Source organism: Bartonella sp. W8122 (assembly GCF_016102485.1).
Lineage (GTDB): Bacteria > Pseudomonadota > Alphaproteobacteria > Rhizobiales > Rhizobiaceae > Bartonella > Bartonella apihabitans.
In genome coordinates this window covers 1,800,272-1,816,301 of sequence record NZ_JACFOO010000001.1, presented here as the reverse complement: position 1 = coordinate 1,816,301, position 16,030 = coordinate 1,800,272, and the positions used below count along the sequence as shown (strand labels likewise).

The following is a 16,030-nucleotide window of genomic DNA, read 5'->3' as shown; positions in this document are numbered from 1 at the left end:
AAAACAAAAAGCCCCGTTTGAAACGGGGCTTTCGGCTTTTCAAATTTGAAACGTTCAAGCAAGTGCTTTGGCAAGATTTTCTGCAATCTTGTCAAGGAAACCTGTTGTTGAAAGCCATTTCTGGTTCGGTCCGATAAGCAAGGCAAGATCTTTGGTCATGAAACCGGATTCAACCGTGTCGACACACACTTTTTCAAGTGTATCGGCAAAGTGCTTCAACTGGTCATTGTTGTCGAGCTTTGCACGGTGTGCCAAACCGCGTGTCCATGCGAAAATTGAAGCAATCGAGTTGGTCGATGTTTCTTCACCGCGCTGATATTGGCGATAGTGGCGGGTTACTGTTCCATGTGCAGCTTCGGCTTCAACTGTTTTGCCATCCGGTGTCATGAGAACCGATGTCATGAGCCCCAAAGAGCCGAAACCCTGAGCCACTGTATCGGATTGGACATCACCATCATAGTTCTTACATGCCCAGACATAACCACCGGACCATTTAAGTGACGAGGCAACCATATCGTCGATCAGACGGTGCTCGTAAGTGAGATGGTATTTATCGAATTCAGACTTGAATTCTTTATCGAAAACTTCCTGAAAGATATCTTTGAAACGGCCATCATAAGCCTTCAAAATGGTATTCTTTGTGGAAAGATAGACCGGAACTTTGCGTTGCAAACCATAATTGAACGATGCACGGGCAAAATCGCGGATTGATGCATCAAGGTTATACATGGCCAATGCAACGCCGGCCCCCGGTGCATCATAAACGTCATGTTCAATAACGGTTCCGTCTTCACCGACAAATTTGATTGTCAGCTTGCCTTTACCGGGGAATTTGAAATCTGTTGCTTTATATTGGTCACCAAAAGCATGACGACCGATAATGATCGGCTTTGTCCAGTGCGGAACGAGTCGCGGAACGTTTTTGCAAATAATTGGCTCACGGAAAATAACGCCGCCAAGAATGTTACGGATTGTACCATTCGGCGACTTCCACATTTTTTTCAGGTTGAACTCTTTAACGCGCGCTTCGTCGGGTGTGATTGTCGCGCATTTAACGCCAACACCATATTTCTTGATGGCATTTGCAGCGTCGGTTGTTACCTGATCGTTGGTCGCATCACGATTTTCTATCGAAAGATCATAATATTTCAGATCTACATCGAGATAGGGATGGATCAATTTTTCCTTGATATATTGCCAAATAATGCGTGTCATCTCATCGCCGTCGAGTTCGACGACGGGATTTGCGACCTTGATCTTTGCCATATGATAATCCTCTTCCATAATTTTGGTATTTTTGCCGTTATAACATTCGCAAACACGAACTGGAAAGCCCTAAACCGAGATTATAACGGACCTTTGAAGATGAAGTAGGCGCCGCTTACAATAAGCGCAAAGCCGACAAAATGGTTTATCGTCAGTTTTTCGCCAAGATAAAGAATGGAAAAACCGGAAAATATCAGAAGCGTGATCACTTCCTGAATCGTTTTGAGTTGGGCCGCACTATACACAGTGTGTCCCAATCGGTTTGCCGGAACTGCAAGGCAATATTCAAAAAATGCAATTCCCCAACTTGCAATAATGACGATCATTAACGGTTTGTTGGTGAATTTCAAATGCCCATACCAGGCAAAGGTCATGAAAACATTTGATAACAACAACAAGCCGATAGGCGCGATATAGGGTAAAATTTGCATTTGTCGTAAATTAAAAAAAGTTTATAAAGCGCGATCGTAATAAAGCTGTATGCCGGTCAGAGCAGAAATATGTTTGACATAATCCTGAAGTCGTTGTGGCATTTTGATATCTTTCACAATTGTCAAATTGCGTAATGTGGGAAAGATCATGACATCGTCCCAGCTCAAGTTTTCATTGGTATTATCCGGATGAAAAGACAAAGTTGCGAGTTTGTCTTCGACCTTCTTTTTATGTTCGGCTGTTTCAGCCATCGCCTGATCAAATGATTTGCCAAGGTTTTTTTCTTTTTTGCCTTGAAAATATTCAATGGCTGATTTTGTAGCAAATTCCGGAAGAGACGCTTTTACATTTCGCGGGAAAAGCAATGCATTAATATCCGAAGAGACCTCGGAAAGCTCGTCAGTGACTTTCTTTTGTATGTCTGTTGACGGAGAAACAACCCGACTTTTTTCGCCAATTTCATCAAATTTATGCGCAATGTCCAAGCTTTCCACCATAGCTGAACCATCGTCGAATTCCAGAATAGGAACCTGTTTTTTGTGAACAAGTCGCATACATGTTTCAGAATCATCATTCAGTAAAACAATATATTCAACAGGAACCTGTTTATATCCGGCCATCATCTTGGCACGGACACAGAATGGGCAATGGTCGTAATAATAAAGTTTCATCGAATAATTCCTTACATCTCTAGGAGTTCGCTCAGTGATATGGGCAGCATTGCAGGACTGAAGTTATCTTCTCCAACCTTAGCTCAAAACGACCGATTAGGAAAGAAAAGTAAAATTGAAGAGGAGCGATTTGATTTCGGGATAACGCGCCTGATTTCGCATTAATGTAATACTCCGGTCAATTTAATACTCTCGTCAATGCAACACTCCCGTCAATGCAACAATCCGAGCCGATTATGATCACGGCTGGTCGTTCGCCAATCGCGTCAATGGTTTAGGATAGTAGGAAATCCTTGTTTTCAAAAATGGCAAACATGGTGAGCTTACTATGATCCGTTTATAGAAAACTATAAGACGTGGATTTCATACAAAGAATGTATTGCGTAGAAATTCCTTACATTTAACAGATCGGTTTAAACCTGTGCGTTATGAGACCGCCTCTCTAAACTGTTGTTTTTGTCTAACTTCGTTCAGTTGGAATTGCCTCGACCAATAAAACATTTTTTTGATAGGCGTGTTATCTTTGCAATTAATCCGGGTTCATAGCTTTTGTCGGTTTATTTGCATATTTCAGTTAATTGAACTATATTATTAACAAAGAATAATGCTGGACTGAATTGGCATTACACCGGAGGCGAAAATGGTATCAATCACATCAACCGACTTGAACTTGGTCAATCATGGTTTTGATGTTCCGGGGTTGCGGGCTGCCCAGAATATTCAGGAAATTGTTCAGGAAAAGAATGCGACACAGACCGTGCGTGTCGATGATCGTAATGTGATGTCGCCACGTATTTCCGACGCGTTATCGCGTATTCAGGAACTTGTTGAAAAAGGTATTAATGCATCCGGCATTATCAATCAACAAGTCAATTTGAACATGACAAATCCGCAATATTTTACCGGCACTTTGAAGGATGCCGATGCGGCTAAATATGCCGGGTTCGAAGGTGTTCCAACGGGCAATTTTCAGGTGTTTACACCTCCTCAAATCAGTGACGATAAGCTGAAAGACCTTGTTAAATCGACCGCCCAGCTTGGTGGCCTTACAAAAGGTGATGATGCTTTGTTCAAAGCCCTGCAAAATGACACTGCAAAGATCTATAACCAGAAGGATGCCGAAAATCTTCTTGGTAAACCGGTTGACTGGAAGCAGGGGAGCATTGGCGGAACAATGTGGGATCGCAATGCAATTGACCAAAAGGCAGTGCAACAAGTTGCACAGGATGGCAAGCAAATTTTTGCAGGCGCTATCGGATCAATTCATTTTGCTGTTGTCTATTAACAGAAATATACTATTATATTTGTATAACGGTTCAATATAAAATGTATATTGAACCGTTTTTTTATATGTTTATTTTTGTAGCTTTACTTTTATTTTTCGCAATATGGACTAACTATCAGGCATTTTTATAATATTGTATTTCCGTATATCATTCAAAAATCTTTTTTTTAAAACTGTATAAAAGTTGTTTTTATCTGCCGACAGAGGCTTGAAAATAATCAAAAAAAACGGACATAAGTCTGAAAGTGCGTGGTATATTCGTCATCCTGATTGATGCACCTTAACGTGACAACTCGGCAATCCGTAATTCTACAATAAAAGACGGTATTGGAACTTTTTTCGGCCTTATTTTATTATTTAAATTAACAATGGATGCGCTTAGACTGTTTCAGGTCTCGAAAGATGGTATGGAGTGTATAATGCGCTTTCTCATTTCAATTTTGCTTTGTGTGATGACATTGCCGGCCTTTGCTGAAAGCCGTACTGCAATAATCGGAGCTATCCAAGTTATTGATGGGGAAACACTCGAAATTCAAAATCAACGCATAAAATTGTGGGGAGTAGATGCTCCGGAACTTAACCAGACATGTAAAGATGGTCAGGATGCCGGCTATGATTGCGGAAAAGAAGCCGCATCTGCACTTTCGCAATGGCTGACAGAATTGCAACCTGTGCGCTGCGAACCGCGTGGCAATGATAATTCAGGCAATACGATTGCAATTTGCTATACCTCAACTGGGGATGACATAGCAGGCTGGATGGTTCGCAACGGCTATGCTATTGATTGGCCGAAATATTCCAATGGTTTTTACGGCGTTTCAGAAAAACAGGCACAATCAAACAAGAGCGGTGTTTGGCAACATAACGAAGCTGCGCCGTGGAAATTGACTGAAAAATAAAAATTTAAAAGAGCTAAGTATCAATGTCTTCCTTCATCAAGGAGGGGGCGAAAACTGCCATATGTTATAATAGATTATTTGCGCAATTTTAGTCCCCGCAATAGCGAGACGCATATCGAGCCGTCACCTTATAGCTATTTCAGGTAGCCCCTTCGGGCGGAAAGTCATTCGCTCATATAGGAGGCAGGGGTATTGAACTATTAAGCTCGCATTTAAATAATCAGTATCAACCTTTATGCTGGTGAGCATAATTGCCTTTGCCGGTTCAAATATTCATGTTGTGAACGACATTAACATGAAAGGTAGCAAGGTTTCTGTCATCGCGGCGCAGGCTGCCGAGAATACGGCCGAGGGCATCAAATATGTCTCCGACAAGATCGCGAAGGAGGTTAAGACGCCAGAAGATAGGCTTTATGGGAAGATGGTGGCTCAGCCAGGACAATAACTGATTTTACTGTGAATATTTTTATTCCCGAACTAAAAAATGTTCGCTACCTCAGAAATAAAAAGCAATTCTAAGCAAAAATCCAACTTGCTAAAGATCAAGGCATTCAATATAAATTTATTATTGATGCAGAACGCGGAACTGATCCACTGAACAGATTAAACACTAAACTTATAGATGCAATAAAGAAAGTAGGCGGTAAGGTATATGCTTTTGATCGAGGAAAAGGCGGAATCTTCAATAGTAGAGGTCCGAGCCTGATAGAGATACCTTTACCTTAATCTTGACTATATTTGGAGGAATTATGAAATTTGGTGAAGAGCCACCACATATTAGGTTGTATTTTTCCAACACAACAGTGCCTGGACAAAGGGAAGTTTTTTTTGAAAAATTCATTGAATGGCTATGCCAATATGATGAAAGGCTTGGCGTTGAATTTATTTCGGATGATCCTGAACGCATTCGTCATCCGTTTTCTTATGACAAGCTCAAGACAAATAGACAAGAAGTATTCGACGAAATAACAAAACTATCCAAATTTTATAGTTTTTATTTCAGAAGACGTAAACAATTTAAATATAGTGGTCATTTCTCAATTGGAAGTTTTGACCCAACGCATCCTATGCGGCTTTGTAGTCTTAGGATTGATTTTCCGCTGACAAATAAAAACCTGGATAGTTTTAATTGGCAGGACTTTTATATGGAGCTATTAAACTGGTTTTATGATGTCGAGTTATCATGTTTGCATATGTATTCTTTGGGAGAATTGAAACGTCCTAAATATGAAACAACCTCTTTTGGTAGGTGGAATAACCCTAATATTCCCTTTCCTTATTGGGCGCAGTCTTTGAGAAAAGATCTCTATAAGAGTATTGACGTTTCGATCATAAAAGAAGCCGGTTTTAGAGTAGAAGAAACTCTAAATCATATAACAATTTTTGTTACAAATGATATGTTTGATATTGTTAACCAACCTGATAAATTTCATGAAAGGTCATCGGAATTAATCTCTTTAATGCCAAAAGATTTTTATAAAGGCTATTACGAGATATAATTAAACTGTTTTATAAAACACAACAATCGTGAAAAGCATTGTGATGAAAGATATCAAATGACACCTATCAAATAGGTTTGTAGGTTCTCTGATAGCTTCATCACTCTAGTAGGGCTGTAAACTCATCAGAATAAAAAGAGTTAGAGACACTACAAGAAAAGATAATGACCGAAGAATTTGGTGATTGGCGATTGCGCTATATCGAATCTACAGCTGTCAGCACGCTGATTGCGCCGCATATCAACGGCATAATCAAAGAAGCTGCTGCACAATCCGGTCTGATGGGCGAAGATTCCACACGCATGTCAGATACTCTTATCAAGCATCATCCTCGGCCTTCTTCGTTGGTGCAGGTGGTTCAGACGCTGCCGGGTATCCAGTAATGAGATTAAAATTTGTGAAAAAGATGAGCTTGTCAATATAACTGCCGTTGAAATTGAATATGCAGGCAATTTCTGGATCCAGAGCCGAGTCGAGATAAAAATATATTTTTGAACATATTTGATTGTTATTGTTATGCAAAATTTTCTACTTTCTAAACGTTAAAAAATGTTATATAAGCTTAAAATTATCATGTAAAGACAGTTTTGCAACGTGGGGGTTGGTAAATGCCAAAGCGAATGAGAATCGCTACATTGAGTATTTTATTGCTCATGATACCATTTTCCGTATCTTATGGACAGGAAAGCGCACAGCCTCAACAGCAAGCCCAACAAGTGGTGTCAGAACCTAGCGTTCAAAAATTTGACGATTGGTTCTATCGTTGCATTGAAGTACCAAACGGAGAGGCTAATAAAACAACCAAGCAGTGCGAGGTGGCGCAAATCCAACAGGTGATGCAGGGCGATCAGCCGGTGACGGTGCTATCAATTGCGATTGCCATGACTGCTCCTGCAAAAGTAGGCGGCAAGCCTGATTTATTGATGACAAGTGTTGCACCGCTGAATGTCAATCTACCAGCCGGTATCCGCTATAGCATCAATGGTAAGGATACCTTGAAGGTTGAATATCGCAATTGTAATCAAGCCGGTTGCTGGGCGCAACAGAAGCTGGATGTAAAATCGCTAGCAGTTTTGAAAAAAGGGGGTGAAGGTGAAGGCCATTTTCGCTTAGCCGATGGGCGCAACGTCAATATCAAATTTTCACTCAAAGGTTTGACAGCAGCGTTGGCTGCACTCGAAAAGGGTGATGGTTATGACACGCACTAATTGCTAGCAGATAGAAATAAAGAACCGGTTTTTTAGTAAAACTGGTCTTTGCCGCATTTTTATTATTGGACAATCTAAGCACAGATCCATCGGGGATTTGTATATTTGGAGTAAAGGCATCAGGCCTGACCACCTGACAGAAAGGTAAAAACTATGGCGATCATTGGACTTCGAGGTGAAAGTTGGATGACGACATTGCATTATATGGGAAGATACAGCCGTAGCTTACTAGTCAGTGCGGCGAGCCTATCGCTGATTTTTCAACCGATTTTAGTGCATGCCGGCGGTTTGACAGTTGATCCCAATGTCGGCGCCAATAATCGCCCGAATATCAATGCCGCTCCTAATGGAGTGCCGTCGATTGATATTGCGACGCCGAACGGCTCAGGGCTTTCCCATAACAAGTATCATGAATTTAATGTTGATAATCCCGGCCTGATTCTCAACAACCTCAATGGTGAGGTCGGGACGTCGCAGCTTGGCGGTGTTATGCCTGGCAACCCGAATCTTCGTCAGTCCGGTTCGGCCTCGGTCATCCTCAATGAAGTGACAAGCGGCAATCGTTCTGCGCTGAACGGGCCAGCAGAAGTGTTCGGTCGCAAGGCCGATGTGATTATTGCTAATCCTAATGGTGTTACCTGTAATGGCTGCGGTTTTATCAATACACCGCGCGCGACATTGACGACAGGTATTCCGCAGATTGGTCTCGATGGTTCTCTGACGGGCTTTGATGTTCGTGGCGGTGATGTCACCATTGGTGAGAAAGGTGCCAATCTGGCATCCGGCAAAGGCTCGGTAGATATATTCGATATTGTATCGCGATCTGTGCATCTTGATGGTGCTGTTGCCGGTCATGATGTTGGCATCACTGCTGGAACAGGCAAGTTTGATTATGCCTCGCGCGAAATGAAAGAACTCTATGATATTGCCGGTAAGCCGGAATATGCGATTGACGGTTCTGCGCTTGGCGCGCTGCAAGGTGACCGCATCAAGGTGATTGCCACGGAAAAGGGCGTTGGCGTTCGGATGCGTAACGATATGGCTGCTAATGTCGGTCAACTGATACTTTCAGCTGATGGCAAGATCAGCCTCAATAATGCTTCTGGCCGCGAAGGTGTCGATGTTGCAAGCCGCAGCAAAACAGTGGCAGCGAAGAAGATCACATCAAAGAAGAATGTCGAGATCAAGGCTAATGATGGTATTACGCTTGAAACAATCGGTGCCGATGGCGATTTGATGGTGGATTCCGGTGCAGGCTTGCTCTCGATTGAGGGTGATGCAATCGTTAATGGCAAGCTTGGCTTCAAGTCAGGTGACTTGATCAAGGCCAATCAGGTCGCCTCTGGTGGTGCTATGGATTTAGTGGCAGCCAATGGTATTGACGTTCTAGCTGCTATTGCTGATGGTCAAGCGCGACTTCATGCCGAAAGTGGTGATATTAACGCCAAGAATGGCGTCAAAGCTGGTGGTGGAGATCTGGTGATCTGGGCTGATAAAGGCTCGATCAATGCCGGTACTCTGATCAGCTTCAACAATATGACACTCCAAGCCGGTCAAGACCTCAATGTCATTGGCAATGTCATAGCACAAGCCAATATTAACGCTGCAATTGGGCACAATGTAGCTGCACTTAATTTCATTGCTGGTATGGATATGGCGGCAACGGATAAGAGCGGTAATCTGACTTTGGGCAAGCAGGGAGGTCTGACAGTCAAAACCGGCAGCGGCAGCATCAAGAGCGGCAATATCTATGCCAATAATGACATTGAGTTGGATACAGGCCAGGATGTTGCCATTAGCAGTACTATATTGTCTTCGCAAGGTGGTGTTGCGATCAAGGCCGAACGTGGCCAGTCCAATGCTGTCAGTTTTGATAGATTGATGGCAGATGGAGTATCAACTATCCGATCAAAAAGCTTGACGTTCAATTCTCTGTTGTCCGGCAGTGATGTTACTTTGGATATTGATAGGCTTGATGCAGGGCTTGTTCTGAGCGGTATGGATATGGACGCTTCGCAGAACTCGTCGACAGGCGATATCTTCCTGAAAGATCACGGCAAGCTGATGATCAATGCAGCCGATGCCATCAATGCCAAACAGTTGCTCAGTGCCGGTGATATGGTGCTTCATGCGGTCAATGATCTCAACTATGGCAATTTGGCCAGCTATGGCAATGCGAATATTACATCCGACAAGGGGGTTATCAGCATTCAGAATGCAACAGCAGCAGCGGGCAATATCACATTAACGGCGTTATCTCTGGATCTTAGCAACAACCGCGCCAAGATCCAGACAGCACGTACACTCACACTCAACGCCAATGATATCAATGTTTTAAACAGCAAACTCATCTATGGCGGCTTAAACCTCAACGGGAAGAACAAGCTCAACGCACGAAACGCTTCACTGAATGCGATTACCAAAAACGGCGGCTCTGGTGATATCACGCTAAATCTGCCTTCTCTTGTGGCTGATGAATACACAGATATTCGCGCTGAAAATGATTTGTCCATCAATATAGCCGATATTGACAATAACGGTGTTATCGCTTCAGGCAATGATTTGAAGTTCTATGTATCAAATACTCTGACAAATCATCAGAGCGGTCTAATTTTCGCAGGCCGTGATGGTTACATCTATGTTGATGGTACTGTAACAATTGATTACGGTGCTATCATGTCCGGTAATAATTTGACGTTCGCCAATCGCGCAGGGAATGGGCGGACAACTACCATCGTCAACAAAGCCGGTCTTATCCAGTCAGGCAACAACTTGGCTATTTTAACATCGTATTTAAAGAATGAAGCCGATAAAGCTCCGACTTGGTCAAAGTATCAGGAATATGGTGAGCGAATCAAATTTGCACGCCCGGATAAAAATAATGAACTATACAATTACGGTGTGTCTGACATGCGCGGACTCCTTCTTTATCAACCCGAACACGAGGATGAGTTGCCATGGGGGGCAGGTGGATGTAGTAATGGTTGCGATAAAACTTGGCTCCAAGTTCCCCTTTGGAAGACCAAGGAACAAACCTATGGTGATCTCCAAGTTGATGGAAAAATCTATAAAGCCTTTACGTGGAACGAAATTGATAGAAATTCCGGTAAAGGCAAGATCTGGTATGGGTTCAATACCAATGCCTTCATGCAACAGCAGAATGATGTTCAATTTTTTACCGATAAGCCTACTATCCAGGGGATGATCCAATCCAAAGGTGATATGTCTATTGATGCCACCACGATTGATAATTCTTACAGCAACATAGAAGCAGCTCGCAAAGCCTCAATTATAGCTGATACCGTCAATAATATAGGCATGACGCTCTACCGCACTAAGTACATGTATTGTGGTGCGGGAGATACATGTTTCGTCTATGATGCTAATGGCAACAAGACAGGCGAATACATCAACAATGGTGAAGTAGGTTATCTAGGCTCTGAAGTGGTTGATTCAGTCAATTCAACCATTAAGGCCGGCGATTTACTGACAATGAATGTCGGAACCTTGAATAATTTGGCTGCAGAGGGTTCTATTACGGGCAGTGCACATTTTGAAGCCAAGCCAGTATCAGGCAATCCCTTGGACGCTTTGAAAGGTTTGACAGCAGGCGGTGCATTATTTAAATCAAACGCCAATATCAGTGCACCTAATTTTAATCCGGGCATGCAATTACCAGCTCCTAAACCGAATTCAGGCGGTTTTGGAGGAACGCTCCCCAACCAGAGTTTTATTTATGAAACGCGAGCAGACTTTCTGGATGTCGGTAAATTCTATGGATCCGGTTATTATCTTGATCGTGTTGGTTACAAACCCGATAAGCAAATTGTTTTCTTGGGCGATGCCTATTTTGAGAACCAGCTGATTGACAAGCAGATGCGTGATCTTGTCGGGCAAGGGCTTGGCAAAGGGTCTTTTGTCCCGGGTAATGACGTGATTGACCAGATGAAAGCCCTTCTTGATGCCGGTGCCGATTACAGCGTTAAGAACGGTCTTGTCTTTGGTGAACCTTTGACGCCCGAACAGGTCGCTAATCTTGATCAGTCGGTTGTTGTTTACGTCAAGCAGAATATAAACGGTGTGGATGTCTATGCTCCGGTTCTCTATGTCTCGGCCAAGGACAGGTCAAGTGTCGTTTCATCGGGTGCAAAAATTGAAGGCGGCAGTGTTAACATCACTGCTGACAATCTGACCCATTCGGGGCTGATTGCGTCGAATACCAGCTTGAAATTGGAAGGCAAGGAAATCTTATCCAAAGGCGGTGGTTTTGCTGCAAAGGGTGACCTATTGTTAGCATCTACTGGTAATATCCAGTTGGATGCGGTGACATCGACCAGGAATGGTCAAACGGTCATCAACAGGACACAAGCGATTGATGCGGGCGGTACAGCTATTATTCAGGCTGAAAAGAATGTTGATCTGAATGGTGTGGATGCCAAGGCTGGCGGCAGCCTCGGTATTTATGGGGAAAACGTCAATGTCGGCGCCGCCAAAACAACCAATAATGGTTCGGAAAGTGTCCAAGGCTCAAATGTTGAAGCAGGCATGGATCTTCAGGTCAAGGCCAATCAGGATATTAATATTGAAGGCAGCCGCGTTCGTGCCGATGGCCAGCTTGCGATGTTGGCCGATAGAGGTAATTTGACCATCCAATCGTCAAATGGAACGATTCAATCGGGCACTGACAAAACAACGGTTCAACAGAGTTCACAAGTATCGTCTGGCAGTTCCATGTCTCTGTCAGCGGACAAGAATATTACCATAGCCGGATCAAATGTTGATTCGAGTGGCTCGCTTGGTATCAAGGCCGGTGAGAATGTGGCGATTGTTGCGACACAAGAAACAAGTGCCACAAAAGATGGTACCGTCGCTTATGATACGACGAAAAATGTAAGTTCATCTGTCTCAGCTAAGAATGATATGGGCATTGAGGCAGGTCAAAATATTCTTATCGGTGCATCCGATCTGAAAGCCGGTGGCAATATTGGCGTGCAGGCTCAAGGCGACATCAGTGTTGTCGCTATGGCCGATTCCCATAACAGCAGCGTGAATGGTGAGATAGCGCAGGGCGAAAGTCATAGCACGACGGCAGTCGGTTCCTCTATTACATCCGGGGGTAATGTCACCGCTATAGCGGGGTTGGATGGTAAAGATCATAATCTTAATATTATCGGCTCCAGCGTTGATGCCGATGGCAAAGTTGGTCTGAAAACTACAGGTGACATCAATATTCTGGCTTCACAGGATACCCAACAATCTCGATTCCATATGGAAGAGGACGGCGGTACGTTCGGCGGTGGCAAACACACAAGCGATAAGAGTAGAGATGCTGTAATTTATAATGGTTCTTTCATCAGTGGGGATAAAGGCGTTAATATCCAATCCGGACAAAATACCACGATAGCGGGTTCTGCTATCGTCGCCGGAACGGAAGATAATAAGGCTGATATCAATATTAAGGCTGGCAATAACATTATCATCTCATCCGAGACATCAAGTCTGGCGATGAGCGATAGTAAAAGCGATAAAGGCTTCTTGAGTAGTGGCAGTAAAAAAACAACCAGTTACGACGAATATGCGATAAGTTCAAACCTGGGTGCATCAGGCAATATTAACCTTGGTGCTGGTGAGCATATTGCGATTGCTGGATCAAATATTCATGCTGTCAACGACGTTAATATGGAAGGTAGTAGTGTTTCTATCATTGGAGCGCAGGAAGATCACAATGCCTCCGCTACTAAGAAAAAATCAGGTTTCGGTGTCGGCTCTGGCGATGGGTTCTACTCAATATGGGGCAAGGAAGGCAAAACCCAAACTTCTGAGACAACAGTCAATGTCAGTTCGAACATTTCTGCTGGCAACAATGTCAACATCACAGCGCGCGATAGCGATGTGAATATTGTCGGTAGCAATGTGATTGCTCAAAATGACATCAATCTTGATGCAGCAAGAGACATCAACGTGCTTCCCGGTAAGGAAAGTTATGCACAAAGTGAAACTAAAACAAAATCAGGCATTGGTGTACAACTATCCCATTCAGATACGGGAGCATCAATTGGGTTAGGTTATAACTCTACAAAAGATTCGAAATCGAGTGATGCGGCAATCAATGCAAAATCCGGATTACGAGCAGGCAATGATGTGAATATGAAAGCAGGTAATGATGTTAATATACAGGCAGCAGATGTCAGTGCTATGCGTGACGTTAACATCCATGCCACTAATGACGTCAATCTTCTCGCAGCTAACGATGTGACCAATTATAAAGAAATGCATGAAAAGCTTTTTGCTGGCATCACAATGTCGGTTGAAAGTGGCACCCTGCAAGGCATTCAAAGTATCAATAAAGCCGTTGAGGATTTCAAGAATGCCGGAACAGACAAAAATGGTCTTCTCAATATTGCTGCAGGTATCTATAATGGTCAAACTGGTAATGGTCGAATTAGTGGTACCTTTGAAGATATCAATGCGTTGGCGCATGGGACAGGCCTTAACGATAAATCTATCGGTAAAACAGGTAAAAAGGATGGCCCAAGTATACTTGACAAGGGCAACCTAATAAGTGGTTCTCTTACAGTTGGTTTCCAGAAATCAAAAACTGAGATGAATCAATCTACCTCTTCTCCTGTAGTTACTACAATTGAAGGTGGTCGTTCCGTCAACATTAATGCCGATAATGGAGACATTAATGGTGTAGGTGTTCAGATTGGTGCTGGCAGAAATACTATCTGGAACCTTTTGGGTGATGACAAAGCCGGTGATATAAACTTGACTGCTGGCAAGGATATCAATCTTATCAGCGCATTAGGCACTCAAAGCACTTCGGGAAAATCATCATCTTATGGGGGAGGCATAGGGATAGAACTTAATGGTACGCCAACGGCCAATGCTAATTTTACTCATGGCAACTTAAAATCTGATGGTATTTTCAATGTGAATAGTCATGTCGTTGGAACAGGTGATATTAGTTTAAAATCCGGCAATGATACCAATCTTAAAGGCGCTGTCGTTATGGGCGAAAGTGTTAAAGCGGATATTGGCGGAGATCTGAACATAGAGAGCATGCAAGACACTGCGTCTTCTCATAGCAAATTAGACACTATATCTGTCAATAATGGATCAGCTGGTATAGGCGGTGAATGGCAATATAAAAAATCCCAAAGTGACTATGCCAGCGTTGTTGAGCAATCAGGAATCGTTGCGGGCAATGGAGGATTTGACCTAAAAGTAAAGAAAAATACTGGTCTTAAGGGCGGCGCTATAACTAGTACAGCTGATGCCAATAAAAATCGGTTAGAAACTGGTTCATTAACAACGAGCGATATAGAAAACCATGCGTCAGCAAAAGCTGAAACTGGCGGCATTATGCTCCCAGCAGGGGCATTGGATCAGGGTAAATACGGTATTGCTAAAACTATTGTCGGCAGTCTGATGAATAAAGGTGAAGCATCAGAATCTAATTTTGGTCAAACAAAATCAGTAATAAGTAGTGGTACAATTGTCATAACTGATGAAGACAAGCAGCGAGCTTTAACTGGTCATGGCGCTAATGACACAATCGCAATGCTGAATCGTGATGTTGCCAATGCAAACACGCCGGCAGAAAAAATTGATTCCGAAAAGCTGGCTAAAAAAGCAGCTGAAGAACAAGCTTTAATGCAAGACTTGTTTAAATTGGGTGTTCAATATACTGATGATGCATATAAGACTCTGTTTAAAACAGAACAGCCAATGGACGGCGTTTTGACAGACGCTGAAGGCAGAGTCCTGAGAGATAAAAGTGGTAATCCTATTTATTATCGTTTAACGCCAGAGCAGCAAGCATCATTGCAAGCAGGTAAAAACAATAAAGTTCGTGTTTATTTCAATGGTATTAATACTCCAGAAGATCGTGCCGTATCATATGGTATCGAACTTATCAACGATCCTACCGCTGGGCCAATTTATATAAAATGGTTCCCGCCAGCAGATACCAAAATCGGTGAACTATTAGTAGCTGGTTATCAAAAAGTTCTTGAAAATAATTTTTGGGGAATGACTGATTCTGCATTAACAGCACGTCAACTACAACAACAGTTTGGTAGTGACGGATTGATATTGTATGGCCACAGTCGAGGGTCCATGACTATTCTCAATGCAATGAGATCATTAGGTAAGAATCAAAATGAACTACTTGCCAATACTGAGCTGAAGTTTTATGGACCGGCGGCAAACGCAAAACAAGCGGCCGAACTCTTGAATAAATTGAGTGGAGGAAAAAGTAATAGTGTATATGTAGAAAATCATAAAGTTGATTTTGTCGGATCATTTGTCGGTGGAAATCCAACAACAATGACACAGATTCCTGGCGGCAGTAATAACACTATGGAAATCCTGAATGTCTTACTTGGTAGATTCAGCGCACATGGTTGTTATGGTAACTCTTCTGGTGAATGTCGTAACTCATTTGGTTCATCACATGGTGTATACGTGCGAGCAGGGAGATAGGTTATGATTTATAGAAAAATGACCACTATTCTTCTGATATCTATTTTGCCAGGTTGTAGTCTTGGCCACTTGGATCAGCCACGGGTACCAATCCACGAACTTTATGTCAAAAAAAGGTGCTGATGAATTAGAGGTCAAAAAAGCTCTCATGGAATGCGGATATCCTGCACCTTATTATGTTACATCGCAGGGGTATGATTTAACTGATAATGAAGTCATAATGTACACAAAATGCATGGAAAATCCGGTTTCAAGACCTTGGAACACGCCGCCAGTAGGGTTG

At 42.8% G+C, this 16,030-nt stretch carries 10 protein-coding genes; 7 read left to right on the top strand and 3 right to left on the bottom strand.

Annotation, left to right across the window (positions count from 1 at the left end):
- Positions 1-54 precede the first annotated feature (54 nt).
- The 3 genes from H3S83_RS07935 to grxB all read right to left on the bottom strand — a co-directional run bounded on the left by H3S83_RS07935 (position 55) and on the right by grxB (position 2,369).
- Positions 55-1,266 carry an NADP-dependent isocitrate dehydrogenase gene (locus tag H3S83_RS07935; protein ID WP_077973559.1) on the bottom strand — a complete coding sequence of 404 codons (1,212 nt, stop codon included), beginning with the start codon at positions 1,264-1,266 and terminating at the stop codon, positions 55-57.
- Positions 1,267-1,346: 80 nt separating this feature from the next.
- Entirely contained in the window at positions 1,347-1,697 is a 351-nt protein-coding gene (locus tag H3S83_RS07930; protein ID WP_077971728.1) for a DMT family protein, read from the bottom strand.
- Between the two features lie 21 nt (positions 1,698-1,718).
- Positions 1,719-2,369 (bottom strand): glutaredoxin 2, encoded by a 651-nt coding sequence (gene grxB / locus H3S83_RS07925; RefSeq protein WP_198239368.1) that lies wholly within the window; start codon positions 2,367-2,369, stop codon positions 1,719-1,721.
- 640 nt (positions 2,370-3,009) lie between these two features.
- Between grxB and H3S83_RS07920 the strand changes: the two genes are divergently transcribed.
- The 7 genes from H3S83_RS07920 (at position 3,010) to H3S83_RS07890 (ending at position 15,747) form a co-directional block, all read left to right on the top strand.
- Complete coding sequence (locus tag H3S83_RS07920) at positions 3,010-3,654, top strand: hypothetical protein (protein ID WP_077971724.1); 645 nt, start codon at positions 3,010-3,012, stop codon at positions 3,652-3,654.
- A 419-nt stretch (positions 3,655-4,073) separates the two neighbouring features.
- Complete coding sequence (locus tag H3S83_RS07915; RefSeq protein ID WP_198224439.1) at positions 4,074-4,553, top strand: thermonuclease family protein; 480 nt, start codon at positions 4,074-4,076, stop codon at positions 4,551-4,553.
- Positions 4,554-4,848: 295 nt separating this feature from the next.
- Positions 4,849-4,998 carry a hypothetical protein gene (locus H3S83_RS07910; RefSeq protein WP_210327920.1) on the top strand — a complete coding sequence of 50 codons (150 nt, stop codon included), beginning with the start codon at positions 4,849-4,851 and terminating at the stop codon, positions 4,996-4,998.
- Between the two features lie 304 nt (positions 4,999-5,302).
- Positions 5,303-6,052, top strand: a complete 750-nt coding sequence (locus H3S83_RS07905) for a hypothetical protein (RefSeq protein ID WP_198239366.1) — start codon at positions 5,303-5,305, stop codon at positions 6,050-6,052.
- A gap of 164 nt (positions 6,053-6,216) precedes the next feature.
- A complete protein-coding gene (locus H3S83_RS07900; protein WP_198239365.1) occupies positions 6,217-6,435 on the top strand; it encodes a hypothetical protein in 219 nt (72 codons plus the stop codon).
- Between the two features lie 225 nt (positions 6,436-6,660).
- The gene (locus H3S83_RS07895) at positions 6,661-7,260 is read left to right on the top strand and encodes an invasion associated locus B family protein (RefSeq protein ID WP_246741729.1); all 600 of its coding nucleotides are present in this window, start codon (positions 6,661-6,663) and stop codon (positions 7,258-7,260) included.
- 186 nt (positions 7,261-7,446) lie between these two features.
- Positions 7,447-15,747, top strand: coding sequence for a hemagglutinin repeat-containing protein (locus H3S83_RS07890; protein ID WP_370541368.1), 8,301 nt, complete (start codon positions 7,447-7,449; stop codon positions 15,745-15,747).
- The last annotated feature ends 283 nt before the right edge of the window (positions 15,748-16,030 follow it).